Source organism: Sphingomonas sp. OTU376 (assembly GCF_038440415.1).
In the GTDB taxonomy this organism is placed as follows: Bacteria; Pseudomonadota; Alphaproteobacteria; order Sphingomonadales; family Sphingomonadaceae; genus Sphingomonas; species Sphingomonas kyeonggiensis_A.
The window spans coordinates 55,852-81,622 of the sequence record NZ_JASATQ010000015.1; the positions used below are offsets into that span (position 1 = coordinate 55,852).

General features: G+C 67.2%; 27 protein-coding genes. 6 read left to right on the forward strand and 21 right to left on the reverse strand.

Annotated features, from left to right (window positions below; genetic code table 11):
- Positions 1-15 precede the first annotated feature (15 nt).
- The 5 genes from AAHM44_RS08815 to AAHM44_RS08835 all read right to left on the reverse strand — a co-directional run bounded on the left by AAHM44_RS08815 (position 16) and on the right by AAHM44_RS08835 (position 5,158).
- Positions 16-921 (reverse strand): NAD-dependent epimerase/dehydratase family protein, encoded by a 906-nt coding sequence (locus AAHM44_RS08815; RefSeq protein ID WP_342249736.1) that lies wholly within the window; start codon positions 919-921, stop codon positions 16-18.
- Positions 918-2,024: a glutamate 5-kinase gene (proB, locus tag AAHM44_RS08820; RefSeq protein WP_342249737.1), complete on the reverse strand. Its 1,107-nt coding sequence runs from the start codon at positions 2,022-2,024 to the stop codon at positions 918-920. Before proB ends, AAHM44_RS08815 begins: the two co-directional genes overlap by 4 nt.
- A 68-nt stretch (positions 2,025-2,092) precedes the next feature.
- The gene (lptG, locus tag AAHM44_RS08825) at positions 2,093-3,187 is read right to left on the reverse strand and encodes an LPS export ABC transporter permease LptG (protein WP_342249738.1); all 1,095 of its coding nucleotides are present in this window, start codon (positions 3,185-3,187) and stop codon (positions 2,093-2,095) included.
- A complete protein-coding gene (gene lptF / locus AAHM44_RS08830) occupies positions 3,184-4,395 on the reverse strand; it encodes an LPS export ABC transporter permease LptF (protein WP_342249739.1) in 1,212 nt (403 codons plus the stop codon). The genes lptG and lptF overlap by 4 nt, the downstream gene beginning before the upstream one ends.
- A gap of 112 nt (positions 4,396-4,507) precedes the next feature.
- A complete protein-coding gene (locus AAHM44_RS08835; protein WP_342249740.1) occupies positions 4,508-5,158 on the reverse strand; it encodes a hypothetical protein in 651 nt (216 codons plus the stop codon).
- A gap of 104 nt (positions 5,159-5,262) precedes the next feature.
- Between AAHM44_RS08835 and obgE the strand changes: the two genes are divergently transcribed.
- Entirely contained in the window at positions 5,263-6,312 is a 1,050-nt protein-coding gene (gene obgE, locus AAHM44_RS08840) for a GTPase ObgE (protein WP_269575850.1), read from the forward strand.
- Between the two features lie 124 nt (positions 6,313-6,436).
- Here obgE and AAHM44_RS08845 read toward each other — a convergent pair whose 3' ends face one another.
- A complete protein-coding gene (locus AAHM44_RS08845) occupies positions 6,437-7,540 on the reverse strand; it encodes a fatty acid desaturase family protein (RefSeq protein WP_184171325.1) in 1,104 nt (367 codons plus the stop codon).
- Between the two features lie 152 nt (positions 7,541-7,692).
- On the opposite strand from AAHM44_RS08845, the gene AAHM44_RS08850 reads away from it, so the two are divergent.
- Positions 7,693-8,850 (forward strand): GNAT family N-acetyltransferase, encoded by a 1,158-nt coding sequence (locus AAHM44_RS08850; protein WP_342249741.1) that lies wholly within the window; start codon positions 7,693-7,695, stop codon positions 8,848-8,850.
- A gap of 138 nt (positions 8,851-8,988) precedes the next feature.
- On the opposite strand, the gene AAHM44_RS08855 is transcribed toward AAHM44_RS08850, so the two are convergent.
- From AAHM44_RS08855 to AAHM44_RS08880, 6 genes are all read right to left on the reverse strand, one after another.
- Complete coding sequence (locus tag AAHM44_RS08855; protein WP_184171157.1) at positions 8,989-9,258, reverse strand: hypothetical protein; 270 nt, start codon at positions 9,256-9,258, stop codon at positions 8,989-8,991.
- 98 nt (positions 9,259-9,356) lie between these two features.
- Positions 9,357-9,623: a hypothetical protein gene (locus AAHM44_RS08860; protein WP_184171154.1), complete on the reverse strand. Its 267-nt coding sequence runs from the start codon at positions 9,621-9,623 to the stop codon at positions 9,357-9,359.
- 465 nt (positions 9,624-10,088) lie between these two features.
- Positions 10,089-10,862 carry an exodeoxyribonuclease III gene (gene xth / locus AAHM44_RS08865; protein WP_342249742.1) on the reverse strand — a complete coding sequence of 258 codons (774 nt, stop codon included), beginning with the start codon at positions 10,860-10,862 and terminating at the stop codon, positions 10,089-10,091.
- 13 nt (positions 10,863-10,875) lie between these two features.
- Positions 10,876-11,217: an iron-sulfur cluster insertion protein ErpA gene (gene erpA, locus AAHM44_RS08870; protein ID WP_184171147.1), complete on the reverse strand. Its 342-nt coding sequence runs from the start codon at positions 11,215-11,217 to the stop codon at positions 10,876-10,878.
- A 76-nt stretch (positions 11,218-11,293) separates the two neighbouring features.
- A complete protein-coding gene (locus tag AAHM44_RS08875) occupies positions 11,294-12,034 on the reverse strand; it encodes an SDR family oxidoreductase (RefSeq protein ID WP_342249743.1) in 741 nt (246 codons plus the stop codon).
- 73 nt (positions 12,035-12,107) lie between these two features.
- On the reverse strand, positions 12,108-12,692 hold the full coding sequence (locus tag AAHM44_RS08880) for a TetR/AcrR family transcriptional regulator (RefSeq protein WP_342249744.1): 585 nt from the start codon (positions 12,690-12,692) through the stop codon (positions 12,108-12,110).
- Between the two features lie 160 nt (positions 12,693-12,852).
- Between AAHM44_RS08880 and AAHM44_RS08885 the strand changes: the two genes are divergently transcribed.
- Positions 12,853-14,199 carry a DUF1963 domain-containing protein gene (locus tag AAHM44_RS08885; protein WP_342249745.1) on the forward strand — a complete coding sequence of 449 codons (1,347 nt, stop codon included), beginning with the start codon at positions 12,853-12,855 and terminating at the stop codon, positions 14,197-14,199.
- Between the two features lie 15 nt (positions 14,200-14,214).
- Here AAHM44_RS08885 and AAHM44_RS08890 read toward each other — a convergent pair whose 3' ends face one another.
- From AAHM44_RS08890 to AAHM44_RS08920, 7 genes are all read right to left on the reverse strand, one after another.
- Entirely contained in the window at positions 14,215-14,952 is a 738-nt protein-coding gene (locus AAHM44_RS08890) for a TorF family putative porin (protein WP_342249746.1), read from the reverse strand.
- An 11-nt stretch (positions 14,953-14,963) separates the two neighbouring features.
- Positions 14,964-15,401 (reverse strand): hypothetical protein, encoded by a 438-nt coding sequence (locus AAHM44_RS08895; RefSeq protein WP_342249747.1) that lies wholly within the window; start codon positions 15,399-15,401, stop codon positions 14,964-14,966.
- 362 nt (positions 15,402-15,763) lie between these two features.
- A complete protein-coding gene (locus AAHM44_RS08900) occupies positions 15,764-16,954 on the reverse strand; it encodes a M23 family metallopeptidase (protein ID WP_342249748.1) in 1,191 nt (396 codons plus the stop codon).
- Positions 16,955-17,077: 123 nt separating this feature from the next.
- Positions 17,078-17,875, reverse strand: coding sequence for a ferritin-like domain-containing protein (locus AAHM44_RS08905; protein WP_342249749.1), 798 nt, complete (start codon positions 17,873-17,875; stop codon positions 17,078-17,080).
- Between the two features lies 1 nt (position 17,876).
- Positions 17,877-18,209, reverse strand: coding sequence for a hypothetical protein (locus AAHM44_RS08910; RefSeq protein ID WP_342249750.1), 333 nt, complete (start codon positions 18,207-18,209; stop codon positions 17,877-17,879).
- Positions 18,209-18,682 (reverse strand): peroxiredoxin, encoded by a 474-nt coding sequence (locus tag AAHM44_RS08915; protein WP_184171121.1) that lies wholly within the window; start codon positions 18,680-18,682, stop codon positions 18,209-18,211. The genes AAHM44_RS08910 and AAHM44_RS08915 overlap by 1 nt, the downstream gene beginning before the upstream one ends.
- A 10-nt stretch (positions 18,683-18,692) precedes the next feature.
- Positions 18,693-21,380 carry a bifunctional [glutamine synthetase] adenylyltransferase/[glutamine synthetase]-adenylyl-L-tyrosine phosphorylase gene (locus AAHM44_RS08920; protein ID WP_342249751.1) on the reverse strand — a complete coding sequence of 896 codons (2,688 nt, stop codon included), beginning with the start codon at positions 21,378-21,380 and terminating at the stop codon, positions 18,693-18,695.
- Positions 21,381-21,454: 74 nt separating this feature from the next.
- Here AAHM44_RS08920 and AAHM44_RS08925 point away from each other — a divergent pair, with 74 nt between their 5' ends.
- Complete coding sequence (locus AAHM44_RS08925; protein ID WP_269575862.1) at positions 21,455-21,634, forward strand: hypothetical protein; 180 nt, start codon at positions 21,455-21,457, stop codon at positions 21,632-21,634.
- Between the two features lie 131 nt (positions 21,635-21,765).
- Here AAHM44_RS08925 and AAHM44_RS08930 read toward each other — a convergent pair whose 3' ends face one another.
- Both AAHM44_RS08930 and AAHM44_RS08935 read right to left on the reverse strand, forming a co-directional pair.
- A complete protein-coding gene (locus tag AAHM44_RS08930; RefSeq protein WP_184171112.1) occupies positions 21,766-22,422 on the reverse strand; it encodes a sigma-70 family RNA polymerase sigma factor in 657 nt (218 codons plus the stop codon).
- Positions 22,423-22,727: 305 nt separating this feature from the next.
- Positions 22,728-23,525: a response regulator gene (locus tag AAHM44_RS08935; protein ID WP_269575863.1), complete on the reverse strand. Its 798-nt coding sequence runs from the start codon at positions 23,523-23,525 to the stop codon at positions 22,728-22,730.
- Between the two features lie 302 nt (positions 23,526-23,827).
- On the opposite strand from AAHM44_RS08935, the gene AAHM44_RS08940 reads away from it, so the two are divergent.
- Both AAHM44_RS08940 and AAHM44_RS08945 read left to right on the forward strand, forming a co-directional pair.
- A complete protein-coding gene (locus AAHM44_RS08940) occupies positions 23,828-23,974 on the forward strand; it encodes a NepR family anti-sigma factor (RefSeq protein ID WP_184171107.1) in 147 nt (48 codons plus the stop codon).
- A 9-nt stretch (positions 23,975-23,983) separates the two neighbouring features.
- On the forward strand, positions 23,984-25,558 hold the full coding sequence (locus AAHM44_RS08945; protein ID WP_260396330.1) for a sensor histidine kinase: 1,575 nt from the start codon (positions 23,984-23,986) through the stop codon (positions 25,556-25,558).
- Positions 25,559-25,771 lie beyond the last annotated feature (213 nt).

A 25,771-nucleotide genomic window follows, 5' to 3' on the forward strand; every position in this document is an offset into this window, starting at 1 on the left:
CGGAGGCTCAGCGGGTCACAGCAGCCCCTGCTCGCGATACCAGGCTGCGGTGGCGGCGAGGCCGGCGGGGGTTTCGACCTGCGGCATCCAGAGATTGGCGGGCGGGCGGCGGCTCGAATCGATCACCCAGTCCTGGTGGCAGAAATAGGCGACGCGGTCGGGGGTGAGCTTGGCGTTCTTGCCGCGCAGCAACCGGTCCAGATGCGCGCCGGCCATCAGCAGCGGACGCGGCAGGGCGAAGCTAGCGACGCGCTTGCCGAGCGCGGTGCCGATCGCCTGCGAGAATTGCTTGTGGCTCCAGCCGGTGGGCGTGCCGTCATCCGCGTCGAGGATCTGGTTGCAGCCATCGGTGGTGGCGAGCGCGAGCAGCAACCGGCCGAGATCACCGACCTCGATCAGCGAGATGCGGCCGCCGCGCGGCATGACGGCAAGGCCCTGTTTCGCCAGCTTGAACAGCTCGAGCATCTCGAGGTCGCCGGGGCCGTAGATGGCGGGCGGGCGGACCATCGCCCAGTCGAGGCCGGACTCCATGACGAGCTTGTCGCCTTCCGCCTTGGACCAGCCATAGGCGGAGAGCTCGGGCTCGCGCGCGGCGAGCGAGGAGACATGGACGAAGCGGCGGACGCCCCTGGCCTTGGCCGCCTCCAGCATGTTGCGGGTGCCGTCGATATTGCCGGCGGCGAAGCCGGCCTTGTCGGGCGCATTGACTACGCCGGCGACATGGATGACCGCGTCGGCGCCTTCGCACAGCTCGGCGAGGGCGGCGGTGTTGTTCAGGTCGCCCTGCACCCAGGCGATACCGGCGCGCTCGGTCTGCGGGCGGCGCGTGAGGGCGCGGACCTGGTGGCCGGCTTCAAGGGCAAGGGCGATCAGGCGGCTGCCGACAAAGCCGGTGCCGCCGGTAAGGGCGATGGTGCTCACAGCAGCGCCATATGGCTGCGGTGGACGAGTGTCGAGCGCGGGGCATAGCCGAGCAGCTCGGCCTGATCCTCGTTGCGGCGGCCGAGGATGCGGGTGGCGTCGTCGCTCGGATATTCGGCAAGGCCGCGGGCGAGCGGCTTACCGTCCGGCCCAGCGATCACGACCAGGTCGCCGCGCGAGAACGCGCCCTCGACGCGGGTGGCGCCGGCGGCGAGCAGGCTGCGGCCCTGCCCCAATGCCCTGGCCGCGCCGGCATCGACATGGATGGTGCCGTGCGCGGTGATGCCGCCGGCCAGCCAGGCCTTGCGGGCGGGGGCTGCCTTCTCGGCGACGAACAGCGTGTGCCTGGCCTCGGCCGAGAGCGGATGCGCGATCCGGCCAGAGGCGATGGCGAGATGCGCGCCCGCGGCATTGGCGATGCGCGCGGCGGCGATCTTCGAGACCATGCCGCCCGATCCCATGCCCGAGGCCGAGCCCCTGTCGGCCATGTTCTCGATCGCACCGTCGATCCGCTCGACGCGCGGGATGTGGACGGCGCCGGGCAGCGCGGGATTGCGGTCGTACAGGCCGTCGATGTCGGAGAGGAGCACCACGCCCCCTGCCCCGGCCGCCTGGGCGACGCGGGCGGCGAGCCGGTCATTGTCGCCGAAGCGGATCTCCTCGGTGGCGACGCTGTCATTCTCGTTGAGCACCGGCACGACGCCCAGGCCGAGCAGCCGGTCAAGCGTGGCGGCGGCATTGAGATAGCGGCGGCGATCCTCGAGGTCGCCCAGGGTGACGAGCATCTGCGCGGCGGTGAGGCCGTTCGCGCCAAGCACGTCCGCCCAGACGCGGCTCAGCTCGATCTGGCCGGTCGCCGCGGCGGCCTGCGCATCCTCGAGGCTGGCGCGCCCGCCCCGGGCAAGCTTGAGGCGCCGGGCGCCGAGCGCGATCGCGCCCGAGGAGACCACCGCGACCTGCTGCCCTTCGCGCACGCGGGCGGCGATGTCGGCGGCAATGCCCTCCAGCCATTCCCTGCGCACGCTGCCATCCGGATCGACCAGCAGGGCCGAACCGATCTTGACGACGATGCGCGGGCAGGAAGCAGGCGGGAAGAGCGACATGGGCGCCGCTATATGGCCCCCGATCCGCCACGACCAGACAGGAACGCTTGGGGCATCCGCCCCGCCAGCTATTCCTCGGTGCGCAGGAGGACCGCCTCGCCGATCATCAGGAACAGCAGGAACGGTGCCCAGGCGGCGAGGAACGGCGGATAGGCGCCGAGATTGCCCATCGCGAGCGCGAAATTGTCGGCGACGAAATAGAGGAAGCCGAGCGCCATGCCGATCACCGCGCGGACGAACAGCTTGCCCGAGCGCGCCAGGCCGAAGCCCGCGACGGCGCCGAGCAGCGGCATCAGGATCGCCGAGAGCGGGCCCGAGAGCTTGTGCCACAACGCGCCTTCCAGCGCCTCGGTCTGGCGGCCGGCGACCTGCAGGTCCCCGATCGCCTGGTAGAGCGTGCCGAACGACATGCTGTCTGCATCGACATGCGCCAGGGTGAACTGGTCCGGGCGGATATTATGGCCGATCACCACGCTGCCGACCTTGGCCTTCTGCCCGGTCGCGATGGTGAAGCGCTCGGCATTGTCGACGCGCCAGCCATCGCCATCGCGCACGCCGTGCGGCGCGGTGAGAATCCCGGTCAGCGAACGGTCCTGCCGCTCATAGACGGTGATGCCATAGAGCTGCGCGCCGTCGCCGCGCCCGCGGATCTGCTGGACCTGGATCAGGTTGTTGTCACCCTTCACCCAGACATTGCTGCGATCACCGCGATCGATCGGCAGCGGGGCGTAGTTGACCTTCTTCCACTGCTCGAGCGTGGAAGTGGCGCGCGTGACGATCCGGTCGTTGAAGGCGAAGGAGATCGCCGCCACCACCATGCCGGTGAGCAGCAGCGGCGCCAGCACCTGATGCGCCGAAAGCCCCGAGGCCTTCATCGCGATCACTTCGCTGTTCTGGTTGAGCTGGCTGAGCGTCAGGATCGAGCCGAGCAGCACCGAATAGGGCAGGAAGGTCGCAGCGATCTGCGGCACGCGCAGGCTGACATAGCGCCAGATCTCGGCATCGCCGTTGCCGGCATAGGCCAGGATCGTGTTGCTCTCGGTCAGCAGGTCGAGCGACTGGAGGATCAGCACCAGCGCACCGAGGATGGCGAAGGTGCGCGTGAGGAACATCCTCGCCATGTAGGTGGACATGGTCCGGGACGGGAAAAGGCTCAGGATCATGCCGCGGCCTCATCCCTGCGCAGCTTGCGCCGCCGCCCGGGCATGTAGCGCAGGACGAACTTGGTGAGCTTGGAGAACATCTTTTCGAGCCCGCCGATCGGCTGGCCGCCCGGCACATAGGCGATCTGATAGTACATCCACATCACCAGCCCGCAGAACAGCGAGAACGGGCCCCACAGCGCGATGATCGGATCGACGGCGCCGCTGGCCCCGAACGACTGCCCGAACTCGTTGATCTTGTGATAGGTCACGATCATCACGATCGACAGGAACACGCCGAGCGCCGAGGTCGAGCGCTTGGGGGGCACGCCGAGCGCCACCGCGAGGAACGGCAGCAGGAACATCGACACGACTTCCGCCAGGCGGAAGTGGAAGGCGGCGCGGCTGGTCTCGCGATCCTCCTCGCTCGACTGCGGATTGCGGCCGATCACCGCGAGCTCGGGCAGGGTCCGCTCGATATTCTTGCCGCCACGAGTGCGGAACTGCTCGTACTTGGGCAGCGGAATCGGCAGGTTGTGCGTGGTGAAGGTCAGCACGCGCGGCACCGGCGAGCCCTTGTCCTGATGGACGAGCGTACCGTTCTGCAGGCGGAAGATGATGACGTCGGGATCATCCGAGCGCAGGAACTGGCCGCTCTGCGCGGTGACCGCGACCGGCGTGCCGTCCTTCGTCATCATCTGCACGAAGATGCCCGAGAGCTTGCGGCCCTCGTCCTTGCTCTCCTCGATGCGCATGGTCATCTTGGCGCCGAAGCTGGTGAACTCGCCCACCTTGATCGAGGCACCGAGCGCGCCCGAGCGCAGCTCGAAGCGGAGCTGCTCGTAATTGTAGCGCGACCAGGGCTGGACGAAGCCGACGATCGCCAGGTTCAGCGCCGCCAGCGCCAGCGCATACATGAAAGGCACCTTGAGCAGGCGGGTATAGCTGATCCCCACCGCGCGCAGCACGTCGAGCTCCGACGAGGTGGCAAGGCGGCGGAAGGCGAGCAGACAGCCCAGCATCAGGCCGATCGGGATGCCGAGTCCGAGATATTCGGGAAGCAGGTTGGCGAGCATCCGCCAGACGACGCTGACCGGGCCGCCCTCGGTTGCGACGAACTCGAACAGCCGCAGCATGCGGTCGAGCACCAGCAGCATTGCCGAGATCAGCAATGTCGAGATCAGGGGCACCGCGATCAGCCGCGCCATGTACCGATCGATCGAGTTCATCTGCGCGCGACGGTTGCCTTGGTTTCTTCTCGCCGGCGCATGCGAGCGCCGCCTCCATGAACCGAAAGCCTATACCTCCGGTTCCCGGCAGCGCCAGCAGGAAAGTTGCGCGTCAGTAGCGCGAGGACGGATTCCTGGGCGTCACATCGGCACCTTTCGGATCGAGCTTGCCCCTGTCGGGATCGATCATCGGTGCGGCCGCCGCCGACTGGGCCTGGCGCTGGCGCATCTGCTCGACCTGGCGCTGCCCTTCGGCATAGCCCGGCCGGGCACGCAGCTGGCGATCGAAATCGAGGAAACGCTCGACCGAGCTCACTGCCCTGCCATTCTCGATCTGGACGATGAACTCGTCGAGCACCTTCTCCATCGCCGCGCGGACCTGCGGGTTGTAATTGGCCATGGCGGCCCTGCCCTTGAAGTCCGCATCGAAGGAAAGCTTCGTCTTGCGGCCGTCCTCCAGCGGCTCGAAGCGCAGCCTGAGGTGGATCGCCTCCGCCCCGTCATTGCTGACGCGATAATCGATCTCCTTCGAATCGACGCTCGTCACCTTGGGCCAGCTCACGCCCTTTTCCGGCGTCGCGCCGCCGGGGCCATAGCCGGTCCAGCTCTCCTTCGCGCCGTTCAGCACCAGGTCGAAGCCGCGCCAGGTATCGTGCGGCGTCGCATTCACCGTGCGGACGATGTCCGGCGCCTGATAGGCAGACACCGCATAATAGCCTCCGCCGCCCAGCAGCGCGCACCCGATCAACACCTCACGGATCATTTGCCCCAATCCCCGGCCTGTTTCGGCGGCGATTGTCCCGCGCCAGCGTAAATAGTCCGTCACCATGGGGTGACGAATTTGCGACATTCGCCTATGGGCCTGCGATGCATTTCCTGGACCAGGCAAAGATCTTCGTCCGCTCCGGCGCGGGCGGCCCGGGCGCCGTCAGCTTCCGGCGCGAGAAGTTCATCGAATATGGCGGCCCCGACGGCGGCAATGGCGGCAAGGGCGGCGACATCGTGTTCGAGGCCGTTGCCGGCCTCAATACGCTGATCGACTTCCGCTACACCCAGCATTTCCGTGCGCCGCGCGGCCATGGCGGCGCGGGCTCGAACCGCACCGGCGCGGGCGGCGACGACCTTGTCATCAAGGTGCCGATCGGCACCCAGATCCTCGCCGATGACGAGGAGCGCTCGCTGCTGCTCGACCTGACCGAGGAGGGCCAGCGCGTCGTCTTCCTGCGCGGCGGCGACGGCGGCCGCGGCAATGCGAGCTACAAGACCTCGACCAACCGCGCCCCGCGCCAGCACGGCACCGGCTGGCCGAGCGAGGAAGCCTATGTCTGGCTGCGCCTGAAGCTGCTCGCCGATGCGGGTCTGGTCGGGCTGCCCAATGCCGGCAAGTCGACCTTCATCAATCAGGTGACCAACGCCCAGGCCAAGGTGGGCGCCTATGCCTTCACCACCACCCGCCCCCAGCTGGGCGTGGTGCGCCACAAGATGCAGGAATTCGTTGTCGCCGACATTCCCGGCCTGATCGAAGGCGCGGCGGAAGGCGCCGGCATCGGTGACCGGTTCCTCGGCCATATCGAGCGCTGCCGAGTGCTGCTCCACCTGGTCGACGCCAATGACCCCGATGTCGCCGAGAGCTACCGGATCGTGCGCGGCGAACTCGAAGCCTATGGCGCGGGGCTGGTCGACAAGCCGGTGATCGTCGCGCTCAACAAGATCGACACGCTTGACGACGAGCTGATCGCGGCGCTTTCCGCCGAGCTGGAAGAAGCCAGCGGGAGCACGGTGATCCCGATCTCCGGCGCCAGCGGCGTCGGAGTCGACTGGGTGCTCGACAAGCTGCTCGAGGAAATCGGCGGCGAGCATGACAAGGTCGCCGAAGACGACGAGGGCGAGGAAGCGATCGAATGGTCGCCGATTTGAGGTTCTGACGCCGAAACCCTCGTCACCCCGGCCTTGAGCCGGGGTGACATTGGAATGAATCCAAAAAACGCAAAAAGGCCGGGCATCGCTGCCCGGCCTTTTCTGTTTCAGCCTGTCCGCTGGCTCAGCGGGCGCCCATCGTGCTGGCGGCGAGGCGGTGCATCAGCCCGCGCAGCGTGGGATAGTTGGCCTTGTGATAGGCCGACGCCTCTTCCAGCGCGGTCGAGATGCGCCGGTGCGCCTCGTCCAGCGCGTGATAGGGCAGGCTCGGCAGCAGATGGTGCAGCGCGTGGTAGCGCAGGCCGACCGGCGCCCAGAGATAGGCCAGGAAACCCGGCGTCGGCACGTTGACGCTGTCGAGATACTGGGCCGTCACGGTGAGCGGCTCGCCGTCATTCTCCCAGAGATGCGCCACGAGGGTGCGGACCTGGTTGATCACCGCCACGCCGGCGACCACCGCAAGGTAGACGCCGAAGGCGTGCAGCGAGACAACACCTGTCGCCACCGCGGTGATCAGCGCGATCGAGAAGATGCACGCGCCGGCTTCCTGCCAGTACCACTGGGTGCGGAACTCGCCCTCGGGCGCACGGCGCGAGAATTTGGGGTTGATCTGCAGGCCCGAATATTTCGCGACGACGAGGCGGCGCAGCGGCGGGATCACCAGCGACAGCGGGGTGAGCACGCCGAAGCGGATCAGCATCGCCACCGGCAGCAGCATCGAGACGAGCAGGAACATCGGCAGCGTCCACGGCTTCATCAGCGCGAGCGGCAGATATTCGGGATCCTCGACCGTGCCATAGCGGGTGCGCGCATGGTGCATGGTGTGCACGCCCTCGTACATGAACGAGGGCACGAGCAGCGGCACGCCAAGGATAAGGTTCCACACCAGCCGGAAGTTCGGCAGCAGCGAATGCTTGAGGTGCGTGATCTCGTGGATGAACAGGCTGGCGCGATAGAGCGCGAGCACCGCCACCACGCCGGCGACCAGCGCCAGCGGCCAGGTCGGCGCCAGGATCGTCGCGGCGAAAGCGGCATAGCCGATGCCGGCCGAGACGAGCATGTCCGTCCAGTAGATGCGCTTGTTGGGCGTGTGCAGGTCGCGCGTCAGCTCGGCCGCCGCGCGCAGCATCGCGCGATCGTCGGGCACGCCGGAAAGCTTGATACGCGCCGATGCCGGGGCCGTTTCCAGCTCCGCATCGTCGATCTTCAGGGCAAGCGATTTCGTCATGATGTCTGCCATTTGGCGGGAGATAGTGGCTTTATGGTGGCATTCCAGGGGTCAGGTGGAGGCATCTCCCGCCCCGAAACGCCGCGCTTGACACTGGCCCCGTGGCGGAAGACTGCATTGCGCTGAATCAAACCAACAGAAGGGCTTTTCCCTTGCCCAGCGGCCCGCTCAGCATCCGTCCCGTCTCTTCCAAGCGCGACACCAAGCAGTTCATCGAGATCGCCTATCGCCTCAACGGCAACGACCCGCACTGGGTGCCGCCGCTGCGCGACGAAGTGGCGGCGACGATCAGCCCGAAGAAGAATGGCTGGTTCAGCCATGCCGAGGCGCAATATTTCCTCGCCGAGCGCGACGGGGAGACGGTGGGCCGCATCTCGGCGCACATCGACTTCCTGGCGCTGGAAATGCCGCCCGAACAGGGCTTTGGCCCGGGCACCGGCTTCTGGGGCCTGTTCGAGGCGGAAGACCAGAACGCCGCCAAGGCGCTGATCAACGCCGCCGAGGACTGGCTGCGCGGCAAGGGCATGACCAAGGCGCTCGGCCCGGTCAGCCTGTCGATCTGGGAGGAGCCCGGCCTGCTGGTGAAGGGGCATGACCACTCCCCCACCGTGCTGATGGGCCATCATCCGGCGCATTATCAGGCCTGGATCGAGGCGGCAGGCTACAAGGAAGCCAAGAAGCTGCTCACCTATGAGCTCGACGTCACTCAGCAGTTCCCGCCGCTCGTCCAGCGCATCGTCGCGGCCGGCGAGAAGAACGAGCGCATCAACGTGCGCATGGTCGACAAGTCGAAGTTCGACCAGGAAGCCGAGATCATCCTCGCCATCCTCAACGATGCATGGTCGGACAATTGGGGCTTCGTGCCGCTGACGCCGCCCGAAATCGCCGATGTGGGCAAGAAGCTGAAGCCGCTGGTGTTCAACGACCTGATCCGCATCGCCGAATATGACGGCGAGCCGGTGGCGTTCATGGTCACCCTGCCCGATCTCAACGAGCCGCTGAAACCGCTCAAGGGTTCGCTGCTCCCATTCGGCTGGGCCAAGCTGCTGCTGTGGCTGCGGCGCCCCAAGGCGCGTACCGCACGCGTGCCGCTGATGGGCGTGGTCAAGCGGCTGCAGAGCTCGCGCATGGCGAGCCAGCTGGCCTTCATGATGATCGAATATATCCGCCGCGCCGCGGTGGAGACCTATGGCGCGAGCCGGGGCGAGATCGGCTGGATCCTGGACGACAACCAGGGGATGAATGCGATCGCCAGCGCGATCGATTCCCGCATCAACCGCGAGTACGTCATTTACCAGAAGCCGCTCTGACGGCGCTGGTCCTGCACGGCCACGACCGGCCTGTTCCCGGTTGCAATGGGAACAGGCCGGTGCCGGCCTGGGGACCGGAAGAGCGCTACCCGCGGCGGCGAACGCTTACAAAGCCGCCGCGGGCGCCCTCCCTGGGCTTCAGCGCGCCTGCTTCTTCAGCTCGAGCGGGTCGACACCCTGGTCGAGCCAGTCGGCCCGGGTACGGCATTCCTGCTTCTGGATGCGCGTTCCGGTCGCAGCTTCAAGATAGATGCAGTATTTGCGGCTGTCGGCCTTCGCCGCAGCAACCTCCTGCTTTGACTTGACCGGATCATTCACGGCAGCGGCGGCGGGGGAGACGGCACCGGCGACGAGAGTTGCACCAGCCAGCAGGGCGGCTGCGGCGGAGAAAATGGACTTGCGGGTCATGATGGGGATTCCTTGGGATCGGGGGGCACGAGCGGGCGAACGGTTGAATGCGAGGGGGCGTCGCGAACCGTTCGCCGCACGGGGACGGCGGGGGCCGCTCAGTCCTTCTTGAGGGGATCCTTGCCGGTCAGCGCGATCCAGTCGGCGCGGGTGTGGCACTCGCGCTTCGGGAACATCGTGCCGGTCGACGGGCCCTGGACGCAGTACTTCTTCTGCATCGCCTTGTCGGACTGATCGTCGGACTTCTTCGGGGCTTCCTTGGCCGGATCATTGCTGCGCGCCATGGCGGGCGAAACCGCGCCGGCGACCAGGGTAACGGTGGCCGCGAAGGCCAGGCAGGCGGACTGGATGGGCTTGCTGATCATATCCTCAACTCCTCTACTTGCAGACATGACAGGCGCTCCTTCCCGCCTGTGCTCCATGCTTCGCAATCGGCGTGCCAGTTTTGAGAGTTTCGGAAATTCAATGACTTAGCCCATTATGACTAAGTGATGACGTGCTATAGCACGGTAATACACGCCAAATATTGGGATTTTCGCTGACCCGCCGTCCGGAAACGGACAATGGCACCGTCCGGAAGCGGACGCGGCGGACAGGCCGGCGTCGTCCGGAGCCGCTTGCAATGTAGGATTTCGCCTGTTTGGCTCATGCGGCCGGGCGCAGTATCGGCCGCTCTTTGACGCTGTTGGACGAATAGGATCCCGCGCACGTAACAAGGTTGCGTAGCGCGCCGTAATCCAAGGTATCCGGCCGGCCTGGAGCCGGCCAGAAACGCTTCCTGGCCTGTACTTCGTGTACTTTCGCGAGTCGGAGCCGAGCGCGTGTTGGAACTAGCGGAGCGAGACCCAGGTCGGCGCGTGATCGCTGGCCTTTTCCCGGCCGCGATATTCCTTGTCGACACCGGCGCCCAGGAAGCGATCGGCGGCGATCGGGCTGAGCAACAGGTGATCGATGCGGAAGCCCGCATCACGCTGCCAGGCGCCCGCCTGATAGTCCCAGAAGGTCCAGATGCCGCCGCTCGGATACCGGGTGCGCAGCGAATCGGTCCAGCCCTGGGCGAGCAGGGCGCGGTAGCGCTCGCGGCTCTCGGGCTGCATCAGCGCATCCTCCTGCATGGCGCGCACCGAGAAGGTGTCGTCGTCATTGGGGATGACGTTATAGTCCCCCGCCAGCACCACCGGTCGCTCCTCGGCGAGCAGCGCGCGGGCACGATCGGCCAGCCGCTCCATCCACTTGAGCTTGTAGTCGAACTTGGGACCCGGCTGGGGATTGCCGTTGGGCAGGTAGATCGAGGCGACGACCAGCTCGCCGATCTCGACTTCGATATAGCGGCTATGGACATCCTCGGGATCGCCCTCGAGCCCGCGCTGGCGCTCGACCGGCTGCTGCCCCTTGGCCAGCACCGCGACGCCGTTGAACCCTTTCTGGCCATGCCAGACCGCGCCGTAGCCTAGGGATTCGAAATCCCCCACCGGGAGCGTTTCGTCGGAGCTCTTGAGCTCCTGCAGGCAGACCACATCGGGCTGCTGCTCGCGCAGATACTCGGTCAGGCGTTCCAGGCGCGCCTTGATGCCGTTGACATTGTAGGTGACGATCTTGGGCAAGGTCTCTTCCGCCTCAGACCGAGAAGCTGGTGCCGCAGCCGCAACCGGACGCGGCATTGGGATTGATCACGGTGAAATGCGCGCCGCCGAGATTGTCGACGAAATCGACGCTCGACCCGCGCACCAGATCGAGGCTGATCGAATCGACGACCAGCTTCACCCCGTCGAGCTCCGCCACGCTGTCATCGCCTTCCACCGCGTCGGCGAAGCCGAACTTGTACTGGAAGCCCGAACAGCCGCCCCCCTCGACCGAAAGGCGCAGGATCGCCGGCTTGCCCTGCTTCGTCGCAATCGCCGCGACACGGGCGGCGGCGGACGGGGTCAGGCCGATCTCGGGCTGGGTAAGCGTTGCCATGGCGCCGAGATAGGGTAGCGAGGCCCGCGAAGCAATGCATGCGGGCGGCAACCGGAGGGGCACCGCCCTGCCCGGCCTAGAGCACCCAGCCGCCATCGATGGTAAGACTCTCGCCGGTCATGTAGCCGGCATCCGGCCCGGCCAGCCAGGCGATCAGCCCGGCAATCTCGGCCGGGCGCCCCACCCGCCGCATCGGGCTCTTCTCGACGAGCATGTCGAGCGCATCGGCGGTCATGTCGGTCGCCGTCGGGCCCGGCTGGACATTGTTGACGCTGATCCCGCGCGGCGCGAGATCGAGCGCGATCCCCTTCACCATCGCCGCGACCGCTGCCTTGGTGAACTGATAGACGCTCGAGCCAGGGAAACCGGTGCGCACCGCAGTGTTGCTGCCGATCGTGATGATCCGCCCGCCCTCGGGCAGATGCGCCGCGGCAGCCTGGATCGCGAGGAAGACGCCGCGGATGTTGATCGCGATCATCTGGTCGAGCTCTTCCAGGCTGACCGTATCGACCGGGCCGAGCCGCAATATGCCGGCATTGACCACGACGGTATCGAGACCGCCGAAATGCGCCACCGCCTGCTCCACCGCCGAACGGATCGCGGCGGGATCGGCGCTGTCAGCCTGGATCGCCAGCACCTCGCCGCCCGCTTCCCCGATCTTGCCGACCAGCGCACCGGCCGCATCGGGCCGCGAGACATAGGTGAAGGCGACGGCATGGCCCTCCTGCGCCAGCCGCTCGACCGCGGCCGCGCCGATCCCGCGCGAGCCGCCGAACACCAGCGCGACCTTGCGCGCTGCACCTGCTTGAACGTTCATCTGGATTTCCTTTCTTGATAGATCAGTCAATAATTGGGCAAATGAAGATATTCCCGGACGACGCGCCGCAGTCTCAGCCCTTGCGCAGGCGATCGACGGCGAACCGGGCCATGGCGGCGAGATCCTCCGAACCGGCGCCACCGCGCGCGGCGAGCTGGAGCCCGGTCATGGTCATCTGGATGAAGGCCGCGGTCTGGACAGAATCGAGACCGGGATCGATCTCCCCCGCCCCCTGCCCCTCGCGGATACGGTCGGCGATGCGCGTGCCGAGCAGGGAGCCGGCCTTGCCGCGCTGCTCGACCAGCGCCGGATCGCCGGTGCCGAACTCGCTCACCGAGCCCACGCCCATGCAGCCAAGCGCACGCTCGGCGTCGTCCTGGGGCGTGAGGCCGTGCAGCAACTCGTACAGGCCCTCGATCGGCGATGCCCGGGAATCCAGCCGCCTCAGGTGCCCGCTTATCGTGCCGCGCTGATAGGCGGCCAGCGCCTCGCGATAGAGGTCCTGCTTGCCGCCAAAGGCGTTGTAGAGGCTCTGACGCCCGATCCCCATCGCCTGGATCAGATCGTCGGTGGAGGTTGCCGCAAAGCCCTTGGCCCAGAAGACGCGCATCGCCTTCTCCAGAGCCGCATCCCGATCGAATTCGCGTGGTCTCGCCATGGTCGCGACTTAAGAATTGTGGAACGATTAGTCAATAACAGATAATCGGAACCGCTATGGCGCGAAGCTGCCCCTCCGCATTGTCGCCTCGCCCTGCTCAAGCTAGCCTTCCAACCTGGGGGGCGCCGATCCGCAATCGGCCGCAAAAGGGGGAGCGTTGATGAGCGAGGCAGCCGAGCGGATCATAGACAAGTTGCTGGCCCGCTATCGCCGGGACGCCGTGCTGCTCCACCGCCCCTATCCGCCGCACACCGCGCCGCGGACCAACAGCAAGTTCGGCGGACTGCCCAGGCTGCCCGAGCATCATGAATGGCCGCGCATGCCATCGGGGGTACCGCTCCATTTCCTCGCCCAGATCGATTGCGCGGACATCGGCCATCCATCGCCGCTTCCGGAGCGCGGCGTGCTGTTCTTCTTCGGTCGAAGCGATGACGAGCAGGTCTGGTATGCGGATCGGCCGCACGAAGCCTGCCGGGTGCTCTATGTCCAGGATGCGTTCGCGCTGACGCCGCCGCGTGCGGCCCCGGACGATCTTCCGCCCATCGGCGGCTTCTATCCGCCGCCCTTCGCCCGGCCCTTTCTCCGCGACGGCGAACCCGGCCCCAATCTCTATGTCGAATGGCCGATCCAGCCGCTTCGGTTCGACAGCTGGCCGGACGGCAGTGCGGTACACGAGGCGATCTCGCCTCCCTTCGACTGGGGACGGCTCAACCCGGCGCGACTGTTCGGGAAGCCACGCTTTCCGGCATGGGTGGAGCGTGCCGGCGAAATCGAGGAGATTGTCGAGGAATATGACGAGGTGCTGGAGCGCAGGCGGGACGCCGAATATTACCGCGCGACGCAAGAGCCCCGGCCCGAGCAGGAATGGAACGGGCATTCGACCGCGGTCGCGCTGCAGCTCTACGGCGACGACGCTGCGCCCGATGCCTTTCCGCAGCTCTGGTCGCATGTCGATTTCTTCTGCCGGGCGCTCACCACGCAGATCGCGGCTGGCCGGACCGGTTTCGACGACCCAGCCGCTACGACCTCAGCTGCGCAGGACTGGATCGCACGGGCTCGCGGCAAGCCGGCGAGCGATACGGTGGCCGGCGCGGACCGTGCCGATTTCCGTGCCTGGATCGCATCGCTGCCCAGGCACCCAAGCTTTCCGTTCAATGGTATCGTCTCGAATTCCATCACCGAGGCGAGCGCCTCCGTCATCCGCGCCTTCGCCGGCAATCCCGAGCGCGCGTCGCTGATTTCCCGGTCGACCTATGACATCATGGCGCCGCTGTTCTGCGGGGGATCCGTGTTCGGCGTCCAGTTCTCGCAGATGCTCGGCCATGCGCCTTCCGCCCAGGAAGCGCTATCCGTGAACGATCCGACCGTCTGCCTGTTGAGCCTGTCGACGGACGGCGGGCTCGGCTGGATGTTCGGTGATGTCGGCGAATGCACCTTCTGGATCACGCCCCAGGACCTGGCGCGCCGCGATTTCAGCCGAACCTGGGGGACGATCGAGGGACACTGATATCCCCCGGCCGCCTCAGAACGACAGCCGCACCCGCCCCATCACCCGGTCTCCGCTATTGCCGAGATCGGCAAAGGGCGAGCTGGTCGTCCGGCGGGCGAAGTCGGTGCCGACATAGTCGATACCGAGCGTGAAGGGGAACTTGTTGAACTCCAGCCCCAGCCGCCAGTCGGTATAGGTGCCGAGCGGACGCAGGCGAGCGGCGCGGAGCGGATCGTCGGTGGTACCCGAGCTGCGGCCGATCGAGGCCGAGGCGGAAAGCGGCGTCGCCGGGACACCGGCATTGGCGGAGGCGAAGACGTAGAGATTGTCGCCGCCGATCGCGCGCTGGTCGGGCGCATAGACGGCGCCGGCACCGAGCTGGAGCGGCCCCAGCGTGTAGCTGGCGCGACCGCCGAGCTCGACATAGTCCATCCGCTCGCGCGCGCCGGTGAAGACATGGGCGGTCACATGGCCGCGCAGCCGAAACGGGCCGGCATCGGTTGCCGCGCCCAGTTCGAGGTCCGCCACCGCATCGGCGCCGGCATGCCGGGTCGAATCGCGGGTGCTGACGATGCGCGCGGAGGCGTCGAGCGCGCCGAGCGCGACCAGCGCATCCGCCGATGCCGCCACGCGGCCCTCGCTCCAGCTGAGGCCGCGACGGCTCTCGTCGGTCGCGAGCTCGACGCCGCCGGACAGGTCCTGGGCATGCGCCGCACCGCCGACCAGGGCCGGAAGCAGCGCGACCAGCGATATGAACTTGATACGCTTCACCATCATCCTCTTCAGCGGCCCGCGCCCCTCGGCTCGATCGCCGCCTTCAGCACGTCCCGGTCCTCCCCGGCGACCGCCAGCAGATGCGTGCGGATCTCCTCGGCGCGGCGGGCGACTTCGCGGTTCACCGCGGTGTCACTGGCGCCGCACCAGCCGGGACGGCTGCCTGCGAGGATCGCCTTGCGATCGATACTCCGGCTCAAGCGCTGTGCCTCGCCGAAACGTGCCTCGCGATCGATGCGCAGATGCGCCCGCCAGCTGCAACGCAGTGTCGACGGAACGCCCGCCTTGGCGACCGAGCCGAGCTGGCGACGGACCAGCACGACGCGCGCGCGGTAATGCGTGTCGACGCTTTCGCCGGCGTGATCGAAGCGGGCGCGATGCTCGAGGGTGGAATGGACCGGTTCCGGGGCTGCAAGCGCCAGCCCGAGCGCGAGAACGATGCTCATGGGTTCATCTCCTGCGGCGCACCGGCTCTTGGCGGCCGGCGTCTGTCAGGCGGATGGAGAAGGCTTGGGGCGGGCGCAACCGGGCGAGGTGCGGAGGAAACACTTCTTCACAATGCGTGGGGAGGCATGCCCCCCGGGGGATGCCATTCCCTATCCTTTCGTCATTCCCGCGAAGACGGGAATCCATTCTGGCGAGCAGCAGTGAGTCTCGTTGCCACCAGCGGCAATGGATCCCCGCCTTCGCGGGGATGACGATAAGAAGGGCGAGGATGACGATGGGGAGGACAAGCAGGTCGACCGCCCCCAAAAAGAAAAGGGGGCCGCCTTCGCGGGCAGCCCCTCTTCCTCTCCTGAAATCAGGCTTACTTGTTCTTCGCCGGGCCGCCGACGCCGCCCTGGACGCGGTCCTGCACCGAGGCGAGATACTCGCCGGTCTGCAGGAAGGGGATCGGGTTCACGGCCTTGCCATCGACGCGCACCTCATAATGGAGGTGGCTGCCGGTCGAGCGGCCGGTCGAGCCCATCAGGCCGATCAGCTGACCGCGCTTCACGCGGGTGTTGTCGGCGACGAGGATCTTCGAGAGGTGACCATAGCGCGTCTCGATGCCGCGGCCATGGTTGATCTGGACGAGGTTGCCATAACCGCCCTGGCGGCCGGCATGGCTGATGACGCCGTCGGCGGTCGCGTAGATCGGGGTACCGATCGCGCCGGGGATGTCGACGCCGGCGTGCATCGCCGCGGTGCCGCGGAACGGATCCGAGCGGACGCCATAGTTCGAGGTGAAGGTGAGCTTGTCGACCGGCTGCATCGACGGGACCGAGATCACCGTCTGCTCGAGCACGTCGAGCTTCTTCCAGGTGACGAACAGCGCGCGGAACTGGGCGTCGGCGGCTTCGGCCGAAGCGTCGCTGCCATTGGCGCCGTCATTGTCGATCGGCTCGTACGGGCCGCCCATCGCGGGGACCTTGACGTAGCGCTCGGGCGACAGGCCGAGGCGGCGGAGTTCGCCGGCGGTGCGCTGGTAGCGGGCTTCGCCGGCGGCGCGGGCCTTGCCGGCCATCGCGACCTGGCGGGCCTCGACCTGCTTGAGCGGGGCGAGGACTTCGCTGGCGACGGCGCTGGTGCGGGCCGAGGTATTGGGGAGCGGCTGCTCGATCACGGCACGATCGCCCTTGCCGGTGAGCGTGGCGCTGATCAGGGCCTGGTGCTGCTCGACGCGCGCGGCCTGGAGGCGGGCGGCCTCCTTGGCGGCGGCGACATCGGCCTGCATCTTCTCGACCTGATCGCGCATCTGGGCGACCTGCGCCTCGGGCGACGAGGGCGTGCCGGTCACGCCGCTGATCGCGATCGCGCCGACGGCGGCCTGGGCCACGCCATAGGCGGAGAACAGCACGGTGACGGTGCCCACGCCTGCGAGCAGCGCCTGGGTGCGTCCGGCGATGCTGAAGCGCTTCAGGTCGCGGCCGTCATGGAAAATAAAATCGCGGGTAGTGAAGAAAGCACGGAACCGCTGAGCAGCAGTAGCGGTTTTGGTGTTCGACGCCTTGGCCATGATTCCCCGGCAAGTTCATGGAAGTCAGCACCGAAAAGCGACCCGGCGACCGTACTTCATTTATCCACTGTCGCAGCAAGCAGCCCCTCCGCCTTCTGGACGGATGGCTTTTGGCCAGATGGATCAGGTCGTCGCAAGAGGTTGGTAATATTCCCGGGACAAACCGGCTGAGTCGCGCGCCGAGTCGTTGAACGGAGGCTTAATTGCTCCGCGAAAGTGACGTGCAACCAGCGCATGCCATGTTGCATGCGGGACACGGCCCAATTCGCGACAACGCGATTCGAACCAGGTGGTTCCCGCCCGGACATGGCGAATTTCATCGTTGACGATCCGTGTGAGGATGCGGGTGGTAACTGCATCATCCGCGGCGGAAAATCGCTCGATCGTGGCCGGCGTGACGTCTAGCCCGCGCGCTTCCAGCACCATCGGCACCACGGCGAGGCGGGCGAGCGAATCATGCGCGGTCTCGGCGGCGGCATCCCACAGCCCGTCATGCGCGGGCATGGCGCCGTAGAAGCTGCCGAGGCTTTTCAGCCGCCGATCGAGCAGGACGAAGTGCATCGCCTCGTCGGCGCCCACCCCCATCCAGTCATCGGTGAAGCCGCGCGGATATTCGCCGCCGAAGCGGCCTACCGCGTCGAACGCCAGGTCGATCGCGGAGAACTCGATATGGGCGAGCGCGTGGATAAGCGCGATGCGGCCGCGTTCGGAACCGCCCTTGCCGCGCTTGGGCATGCGGTTGGGCGGGAGCAACTCAGGCCGGTCCGGGCGCGCCGGGCGGTCGGGCATCGCCACATCGAAGGCGAAGGCGAGCCGGCCAAGCCGCCAGTCGCGCGCGGCGGCGCGGGCGGCCTTGACCTTGGCGGCCGGCGCCGCTGCGGTGAGCACCGCGCGGCAGGCTTCGGCAACGCTGGGGGTCATGTCAGGCGCGGTCCGATCCGGGGGCACAACCCTGCGGCATCTCCGGCGCGGGACCGTCGCCGAACTGCACCGGCATCGGGAACCAGCGGTTGCGCCCCTCCCCATCGCCGGCCGGCCATTTGAGCCCGCGCACCCAGTCGAGCACCGCCTTGTCGCGCGCCGCATCGCCCTTCGAATCGAGCAGGAAGGCGTCCACCTTGCCCTCGCGGTCGATCCTCACGCAGACCAGCGCCGCCGTATTGAGCAGCGCGCGCGGCACCGCCGGCAGGTCCTGTGCCTGGGCGGCGGTGGGCGCGAACGCCAGCGCCGCCAGCGGGGCGAGCAGCCAGCGCATCAGCGGGCCTGCATTTCCTTGATCGATTCGAGCACGTCCACGGCATGGCCAGGCACGCGCACCCGGCGCCAGGCGCGGAACAGCTTGCCTTCCTCGTCGAACAGGAAAGTCGAACGATCGATGCCCATGTAGCGCTTGCCGTAGAGCTGCTTCTCCACCCACACGCCGAACGATTCCATCGCCGCGCCCGAAGTGTCGGTGGCGAGCGGCACGGTGAGGTCGTACTTGTTGATGAACTTCTGGTGCTTGATCGGCGGATCCTTCGACACGCCCAGCACCTCGGCGCCGAGCGCGGTGAATTCCGGGATAAGCGCCGAGAAGTCCTGCGCCTCGCGTGTGCAGCCCGAAGTATCGTCCTTGGGATAGAAATAGAGGACGAAGGGCTTCCCGATCTTGTCCGCCAGAGCGATCGCTTCGCCTTCGGTGCCATCGAGGCTGACCGCGGGGATCTTGTCGCCTTCTTCCAGTGCCATGTGAATCTCCTCAGGCCGCGCCGCTGACCGCAGCCCAGCAATGGCGGACCTCCTGCCGGGTCTGCTCCAGCTTCGCAACAACCTCGTCCCAGCTCTCGAGGCGGAGCGCGCGGGCGATCAGCGCCTGGGTGGGTGCGCGCGGCTCCTGCGCGTCGGGCGCGACTAGGCGCATCGTCACCAGCAATCGGGTGAGGAAATCATGCGCGGCCCGCATCGAAGGCGGCAGCAGCCCCTGCCCCGCCAGTTCATCGATCGCCGGGCCCAGACGCGGCTCGAAGCCGGCGCGGTGGACGAGTTGGGTGACATGGACCGCGAACTCGAGGTCGACCAGTCCGCCGGGCAGCAGCTTGGCGTCGAGCGGGCCCTGGGGCGGCTTGTGGCCGGCCATGTCGGCCCGCATCTTCGCGGCTTCGGCGGGAATGTCGCGCTCCGGCCGGGCACCGCCGAGCACTTCGTCGATGATCGCCTGAACCTTCGCCCTGGCCTGGGGCGAACCATAGACCGGCCGGGCGCGGGTGAGCGCCATATGCTCCCAGGTCCAGGCGTCCCCGCGCTGGTACTTCTCGAAACCCTCGAGCGAGACGACCAGCGGGCCCTGCGCACCCGAGGGGCGCAGGCGGGTGTCGACTTCGTAGAGCGGGCCCGCAGGCGTCGGCACCGAGAGCGCGGCCGTCACGCGCTGGCCGAGCCGGTTGTAGTACATCACCGCGCCGAGCGGCTTGGCGCCGTCGCTCTCGGCCGCATAGTCGCCGGTGAAGAGATAGACAAGGTCGAGGTCCGAGGCATGGGTAAGCGCCTGCCCGCCCATCCGGCCGAGCGCGAGGATCACCAGCTCGCTCTCCGGTACCGCGCCGTGATTGCGCGCGAATTCCTCGACCGTCGCGGCAGCCAGCGTCCCGATCGCCGCCTCCGCGACGCGGGCATAGCCGGCCGAGACTTCGAGCGGATCGCTGGCCCCCGCGACGATCTGCGCGCCCAGGGCGAAGCGCTTCTCGTTGACGAAGCGGCGGACGAATTCGAGCTGGTACTGATAGTCCGAACCCGGCTCCCAGCCGCGCATGCCGGCGGCGAGCGCCTCGATGTCCGGCACGGGCTCGAGCGCGGTGGCGTCGATCAGGCCGTCGAGCAGCTCCGCGCGGCGGCCAAGCTGCTCGGCCAGCGTCGGCGCCAGCGAAAGGATCTGGCCGAGCAGCTGGGCCATGCCGGGCTGGGCTTCGAGCAGGCGGAAGAAGTTGATCGCGCTGGGCAGGCGCGAGAGCATCGCGTCGAAGCGGGTGATCGCATGGACGGTGTCGGGCGCGCGCGAGAAGGCCTGGATCAGGCCGGGCAGCACCGATTCCAGCGCCTCGCGCGCGGCGGGGGTACGCAGCGCCGGATAGGTGCCGGCGCGCCAGCCCTGGACGATCCGCGTGGCGCCGTCAGGGCGCTCGAAGCCGGCGGCGGTGAGCTGCGCCTCCAGCGGCGCGGCTTCGCTGGGCAGGCGCTGCTCCTCTTCGCCTGCCAGGCTGTCATAGATCGTGCCGACGCGCGTGACATAGGGTTTGAGCAGCGTCGTCAGCGCGCCGCCATCTTCCAGGCCGTGGAGCCGGGCGACGTTGTCGAGCGAGGTCAGGCTCTCGGGCAGCTCGTGGGTCTGGCGATCGTCGACCATCTGCAGGCGATGCTCGATCGTGCGCAGCTGGACATAGGCCGCAGTGAGGTCCGCCGCCTCGTCCGCGCCGATCCGCCCGGCCTCGGCCAGTGCGGCAAGCGCATCGCGGGTGGCGGGCGCGCGCAGCGCCGGCTCGCGGCCGCCATGGATGAGTTGGTGGATCTGGGCGAAGAACTCGACTTCGCGGATTCCGCCCCTGCCCCGCTTGAGGTCATAGCCGGGACCGAAGGCCTGGGCCTGGGAATAATGATCGCGGATGCGGCGGCTGATGTCGCGGATCTCGCGGATCGTGCCGAAGTCGAGCGCACGGCGCCAGACGAACGGGCGGATCGCATCGAGGAAATAGCCGCCGAGCGACAGGTCGCCGGCGCAGGCGCGCGCGCGGATGAAGGCGGCACGCTCCCAGGGCAGCGCCTGGCTCTCATAATAGGAGATCGCCGCCTCGACCGGCAGCACGATCGGGGTGACTTCGGGCGAGGGCCGCAGGCGCAGGTCGACGCGCAGCACATAGCCATGCTCGTCGCGGGTCTGGAGCAACTCGACTACGCGGCGGCCGATCCGCACCGCGGCTTCCTGCACGTCCTCGCGCGGGCGGCAGGGCAAGGTCTCGGGGTCAAAGATCAGGATCGGATCGATGTCCGACGAATAGTTGAGCTCGCGGCTACCTTGCTTGCCCAGCGCGATCGCCGCGAAGCCACGCGGTTCGGCGTCCGGCGTGCGTTCGAGGATGGCCGCGCGGATCGCACGGTCCAGCGCATCATCGGCGAAATCGCTGAGCAAATGGGTGACACGGGTGAGGTCGAACCGGCCCGAGAGATCGCCCAGCGCGACGATAAGGGCCAGCCGACGACGCTCGATGCGCAGTCGCGCGCCCTCGCCCATCTCATCGGCGATGGCGGCCGCGGCGGCGCGGGGATCCGCGAGCGCGGACTCGAGGCCAGCCACCAGCGCGGCCTCACGCGTGAGCAGATGATCGAGGAACGGCGCATGCGCCCGGGCTCTCGAGATGGCGCAAAGAAGATCGGGAGGAAGATGCGTGTCAGTCACGAAATCGGTCACCTGCGAAACGGTGCGTTGCGAAAAGTCAAGCAACAAAAAGAGAACTGAATTGTTCTAGCAACATGAACCAGACGACTTCAGCCACGGCCGGCGACGCCCGCCAGCCCGCATATCGGGTCGAGGCGCCGCGCGCCAGCGACGCGATCGGGCTTGCGCTTCGCGATGCCTATGCGCGCGATCTGGGCCTGCCCGATGACATGGCGGCCATGCTCCGCCAGCTCAGCCGGGACGACCAGCGCTAGCCATCGCCCCTTTCCTCTTGGCATACCGAAAAGGCCGCGCTCCTCAGGGGAACGCGGCCTTTTCGTTGTGCTATCCCGGCGCCTGACCGTTCCCGGATTCGCCGGGGAACGGAGGGCCGAACTAGATACTGCTATTCCGACCGCGGCTCACGTTCGCGGCTGAGGTCCTCGACCTCGCCCATGATCGTATCGAGCGCGGTCTTGCCCTCGGCGGTGCCCGGCTCGATCCGCCGCGAGGGCAGCTGGCCCTCGCTCAGCAGATGCTCGAGCGCGACGCGGCCGCGCGCGACGCGGCTCTTGATGGTGCCGACCGCGACCTGGCAGATCTCGGCCGCTTCCTCATAGGCGAAGCCGCCCGCGCCGACCAGGATCAACGCCTCGCGCTGGGGCTGCGGCAGATGGAGCAGGGCGCGCTGCATGTCCGAAAGTTCGACATGGCGATCCTGACTGGCCGGTGCCGCAAGGATTCGATCCGCGACCAGATCATCCCACTCACCCTTGAACCGCGCGCGCCGCATCTGGCTCAAATAGAGGTTGCGCAGGATGATGAAGGTCCAGGCGCGCATATTCGTTCCGGCCTGGAAGCGCTTGCGCGCGGCCCATGCCTTGAGCAGCGTCTCCTGGACCAGATCGTCCGCGAGATCGCGGCTGCCCGACAGCGAGCGGCCAAAGGCGCGCAGGTGCGGGATGACCACGGCGAGCTGTTTCTTGAACTCGGGATCGGAGAGCGAGACATGCTCCTGCGGCGCCTCGGTCCCCTTGTCCTCGGGCTGTTCGGACTGGCTCATTCGTTCCCGCTTGTTTGCGTTGGTCGCCAGGCGACCGTTTCCAGAGATAGGCTTGGTGTCCGCGATTGCCAGCATATTCGCGCCGATCTTTCCGTCAGAGAAGAAGGATAATCGCGAACGCGACGATAACCAGCACCAGGCTGATGCCCAGTACATAGCGCGTCATGTGCGGCGTCGTGCCGGCGCGGGCTTCCTCGGTACTGAGGTGCACAGAGTCGTCGTTCTCAGCCATGCACCTAAAACCAACGAAAGCCGTTTTGGGTCCGTACCATATGGAACCCGCACCGGATTTTTCGTGGGACGGCTCAGGCCGGAACGGTCGCCTGGTCGAAGAACAGTGCCTGGCTGATCGTCGTCTTCACGGTTTCCCGCTGGAACGGCTTGGTGATCAGGAAGGTCGGCTCCGGACGCTCGCCGGTGAGCAGCCGCTCGGGGAAGGCGGTGATGAAGATCACCGGCACCGAGAATTCGGCGAGGATGTCCTTCACCGCATCGATGCCCGAGCTGTCATCGGCCAGCTGGATATCGGCGAGCACCAGGCCCGGACGATCCTCCATGGCCAGCGCGACGGCTTCATCGCGCGTGACCGCGACACCGGTAACGTCATGGCCAAGGTCGCGGACGATCTGCTCGAGATCCATCGCGATCAGCGGCTCGTCCTCGATGATCATCACGCGGGTGCGCGTCTGGCGCTCGATCTCGGCCACGGCTTCCGCAACGAGTTTCTGCACCTGTCCTGCTTCCTCTTCGATCAGATAGCCGGCGTCCTCGATGCTGAATCCCTCAACGGTGGTGAGCAGCAGCGCCTGGCGCGACAAGGGAGTGAGACGGGCGAGCCGCTTGCGGGCGATCGCTTCATTCTCATTGGTGGTATCCTCGATCACATCCTCTTCCTCGAGGTGCGTCGACTGCCAGATCGCCTGGAACGTGCGATACAGGCCGAGCCGCGGATCGACTTCGCGGGGGAACTGGTCCGGCGCGGCGACGATCGCCTCGAGCGCCGCGCGCACATAGCGATCGCCTTCAACCTGGCTGCCGGTGAGCGCGCGCGCATAACGGCGAAGCAGCGGAAGGTGCGGCGCGAGTTGCTGTCCAAGCGACATGGTCGAACTATTCTCCTACGGTGCGGAACGGCTTGTTTCGGCTCCGTTCCGAGCTATTGCAATCTCAATTCGTGCCACCCGAAGGAGCCCCTCCCCGGATATTGCATCGCCTGTGGAACAAACGACGGGGGAATTGGTTTCATGGCAGATGCTGCGTAGTGTCGTTGCAGGCCCACCGTGTCGATGCGACCGGTGGCATTCGTTCAGGTCCGGACGTTGCATCCGGAACAGGTCGCTTTTAGTCCGAGCCGTGACATGCGTCACGGCGCAGGGGGGAATTGGTGCATTCCGCGGATGAGAAGATGAAAAAGCCGCCCAAAAATGATGGCGGAAAGGAAACCGGTCGCCCCGGTCGCAATGTCGGCGTGGCGTTGCGCCAGGCCTATGACGAGGCCTTGGGCGAAGCCGTGCCCGACGATCTGCTCGACCTTCTGAAGAAGCTCGACTAGTCCGCAAGCATGGAGATTTCGGACGAAGAACCGCGCGCCAGGCTTCGCCCGGCCGCGGCGCTGGGGGCTATGCCGACCGGCGCCAAGGTGTTCCTCTACCTGATCCTCAGCCTGTTGCCGCTCGCGCTGATCGCGCTGTTCACGACCCTGCAGAGCACCCGTAGCGCCGATACCGACACCCGCGCCCGGCTGCGCATCGCCGCCAGCGAAGGCTCGGACGTGCTGCGCGATCTGCTGGTCAACCATGTCGGCCAGCTCTCCAATGCGCTGGAAACGCTGGAGGCGGATCCGCACGACGCCCCCGCCTGCACCCGCCTGGCCGGCACCTTCGCCACCACTTCCGGCGCGCGATTCGCGATCCGGGACGGCGAGGACCGCGTGATCTGCGGCCAGAATTTCGTTTCCGCCGCGCAGAACCAGCTCCAGCCGCGCCAGGTTCGCACCGGGCTGACCGAGGACGGGCTGACGTTGCGCATCGGCGGCCGGCGCGGTGGCAGCGCCATTGCATATTATCCCGCCGCGGCGCTCGCCTCGATCGCTCAGCCGAGCGGCTTCGTCCCCGAATATGGCGCCGCGCTGCTCCGGCACGGCGACCGGCTGGTGCTGCGCAAGCTCGAAGGCGCCGGACCGCTCGACCGGCGCGAGACGGTGGCCAACGACCTCGGGCTGGACGGGGTCGAGCTCCAGATGTCGATGCTCGGCACCCCGATCACCTCGCCGATGATCATCAACACGGTGGTGCTGGTGCTGATGTGGCTGGCGGCGGCCGCGATCAGCTGGCTGGTGGTCGATATCCTGCTGATCCGCCCGCTGCGGCGGCTGCGCGCCAGCGTGGGCACCTATCAGCCGGGCGAAGTGCTCGACATCAAGCGCTTCGGCGAGATGCCCGCCGCCGAGATCCGCGAGCTGGGCGACACGTTCCGCGAGATCAGCCGCACGGTGAAGGAGCATGAGGCGGGCCTGGCCGAGGGCCTGGTGCGCCAGACCAAGCTCACCCGCGAAGTCCATCACCGCGTCAAGAACAACCTCCAGGTGATCGCCAGCCTGATCAACTTCCACGCCCGCAGCGCGAAGAGCGACGAAGCGACCGAGGCCTATGCCTCGATCCAGCGCAGGGTCGATGCGCTCGCGGTGGTCCATCGCCACCATTATGCCGAGCTCGAGGAGAATCGCGGGCTCGACGTGCGATCGGTGATCGGCGAACTGGCGGCGAATATCCGCGCGACCGCGCCGGAACGGGCCCAGGGCCTGGGCGTGACGCTCGACATCTCCCCGGTGCTGGTCAACCAGGACGTGGCCATCGCGGTCGCCTTCCTGCTCACCGAGATCGTCGAGCTGGCGATGAACTGCCATCCCGCCGCGCAGATCCGCATCTCGATCAAGCCGATCCCCGATGACGAGCACCGGGCGCTGCTCCGGGTTTCGTCCCCGGCCCTGGTCGAGAGCCCGGCGCTCGAAACGCTGGTGGAGAGCCGCTATGGCCGGATCATCGGCGGCCTGGCCCGCCAGCTGCGCACCAAACTGCACCATGATCCGCTGACCGGCGCCTATGAGGCGGCGATCGCGATTACCGGGAAGCCTTGAGGGATTGGGGCATCTCTTCGGCTTAGCTGCGCCCCGGCGAAAGCCCGGGGGCCTGGGGTCACAGGCGATTTGGATGAGAAACCCTGGGCCCCGGCTTTCGCCGGGGAACCGAATGCGCTGGATGCCGATCAGACTGGCGTTCCGTCCCGAATCTTGATCTCGATAAATTTTTTCAAAAAAGATCGAGGGCCGTGGAACCGCTGACCGCCTGGT

What these genes read in the sequence shown, in the direction of transcription:
- proB (WP_342249737.1), bottom strand. Translation starts at nt 2,024, where the DNA reads ATGTCGCTCTTCCCGCCTGCTTCCTGCCCGCGCATCGTCGTCAAGATC.
- lptG (WP_342249738.1), bottom strand. Translation starts at nt 3,187, where the DNA reads ATGATCCTGAGCCTTTTCCCGTCCCGGACCATGTCCACCTACATGGCG.
- lptF (WP_342249739.1), bottom strand. Translation starts at nt 4,395, where the DNA reads ATGAACTCGATCGATCGGTACATGGCGCGGCTGATCGCGGTGCCCCTG.
- AAHM44_RS08835 (WP_342249740.1), bottom strand. Translation starts at nt 5,158, where the DNA reads ATGATCCGTGAGGTGTTGATCGGGTGCGCGCTGCTGGGCGGCGGAGGC.
- obgE (WP_269575850.1), top strand. Translation starts at nt 5,263, where the DNA reads ATGCATTTCCTGGACCAGGCAAAGATCTTCGTCCGCTCCGGCGCGGGC.
- AAHM44_RS08845 (WP_184171325.1), bottom strand. Translation starts at nt 7,540, where the DNA reads ATGACGAAATCGCTTGCCCTGAAGATCGACGATGCGGAGCTGGAAACG.
- AAHM44_RS08855 (WP_184171157.1), bottom strand. Translation starts at nt 9,258, where the DNA reads ATGACCCGCAAGTCCATTTTCTCCGCCGCAGCCGCCCTGCTGGCTGGT.
- AAHM44_RS08860 (WP_184171154.1), bottom strand. Translation starts at nt 9,623, where the DNA reads ATGATCAGCAAGCCCATCCAGTCCGCCTGCCTGGCCTTCGCGGCCACC.
- erpA (WP_184171147.1), bottom strand. Translation starts at nt 11,217, where the DNA reads ATGGCAACGCTTACCCAGCCCGAGATCGGCCTGACCCCGTCCGCCGCC.
- AAHM44_RS08875 (WP_342249743.1), bottom strand. Translation starts at nt 12,034, where the DNA reads ATGAACGTTCAAGCAGGTGCAGCGCGCAAGGTCGCGCTGGTGTTCGGC.
- AAHM44_RS08880 (WP_342249744.1), bottom strand. Translation starts at nt 12,692, where the DNA reads ATGGCGAGACCACGCGAATTCGATCGGGATGCGGCTCTGGAGAAGGCG.
- AAHM44_RS08885 (WP_342249745.1), top strand. Translation starts at nt 12,853, where the DNA reads ATGAGCGAGGCAGCCGAGCGGATCATAGACAAGTTGCTGGCCCGCTAT.
- AAHM44_RS08895 (WP_342249747.1), bottom strand. Translation starts at nt 15,401, where the DNA reads ATGAGCATCGTTCTCGCGCTCGGGCTGGCGCTTGCAGCCCCGGAACCG.
- AAHM44_RS08900 (WP_342249748.1), bottom strand. Translation starts at nt 16,954, where the DNA reads ATGGCCAAGGCGTCGAACACCAAAACCGCTACTGCTGCTCAGCGGTTC.
- AAHM44_RS08905 (WP_342249749.1), bottom strand. Translation starts at nt 17,875, where the DNA reads ATGACCCCCAGCGTTGCCGAAGCCTGCCGCGCGGTGCTCACCGCAGCG.
- AAHM44_RS08910 (WP_342249750.1), bottom strand. Translation starts at nt 18,209, where the DNA reads ATGCGCTGGCTGCTCGCCCCGCTGGCGGCGCTGGCGTTCGCGCCCACC.
- AAHM44_RS08915 (WP_184171121.1), bottom strand. Translation starts at nt 18,682, where the DNA reads ATGGCACTGGAAGAAGGCGACAAGATCCCCGCGGTCAGCCTCGATGGC.
- AAHM44_RS08925 (WP_269575862.1), top strand. Translation starts at nt 21,455, where the DNA reads ATGAACCAGACGACTTCAGCCACGGCCGGCGACGCCCGCCAGCCCGCA.
- AAHM44_RS08930 (WP_184171112.1), bottom strand. Translation starts at nt 22,422, where the DNA reads ATGAGCCAGTCCGAACAGCCCGAGGACAAGGGGACCGAGGCGCCGCAG.
- AAHM44_RS08935 (WP_269575863.1), bottom strand. Translation starts at nt 23,525, where the DNA reads ATGTCGCTTGGACAGCAACTCGCGCCGCACCTTCCGCTGCTTCGCCGT.
- AAHM44_RS08940 (WP_184171107.1), top strand. Translation starts at nt 23,828, where the DNA reads ATGAAAAAGCCGCCCAAAAATGATGGCGGAAAGGAAACCGGTCGCCCC.
- AAHM44_RS08945 (WP_260396330.1), top strand. Translation starts at nt 23,984, where the DNA reads ATGGAGATTTCGGACGAAGAACCGCGCGCCAGGCTTCGCCCGGCCGCG.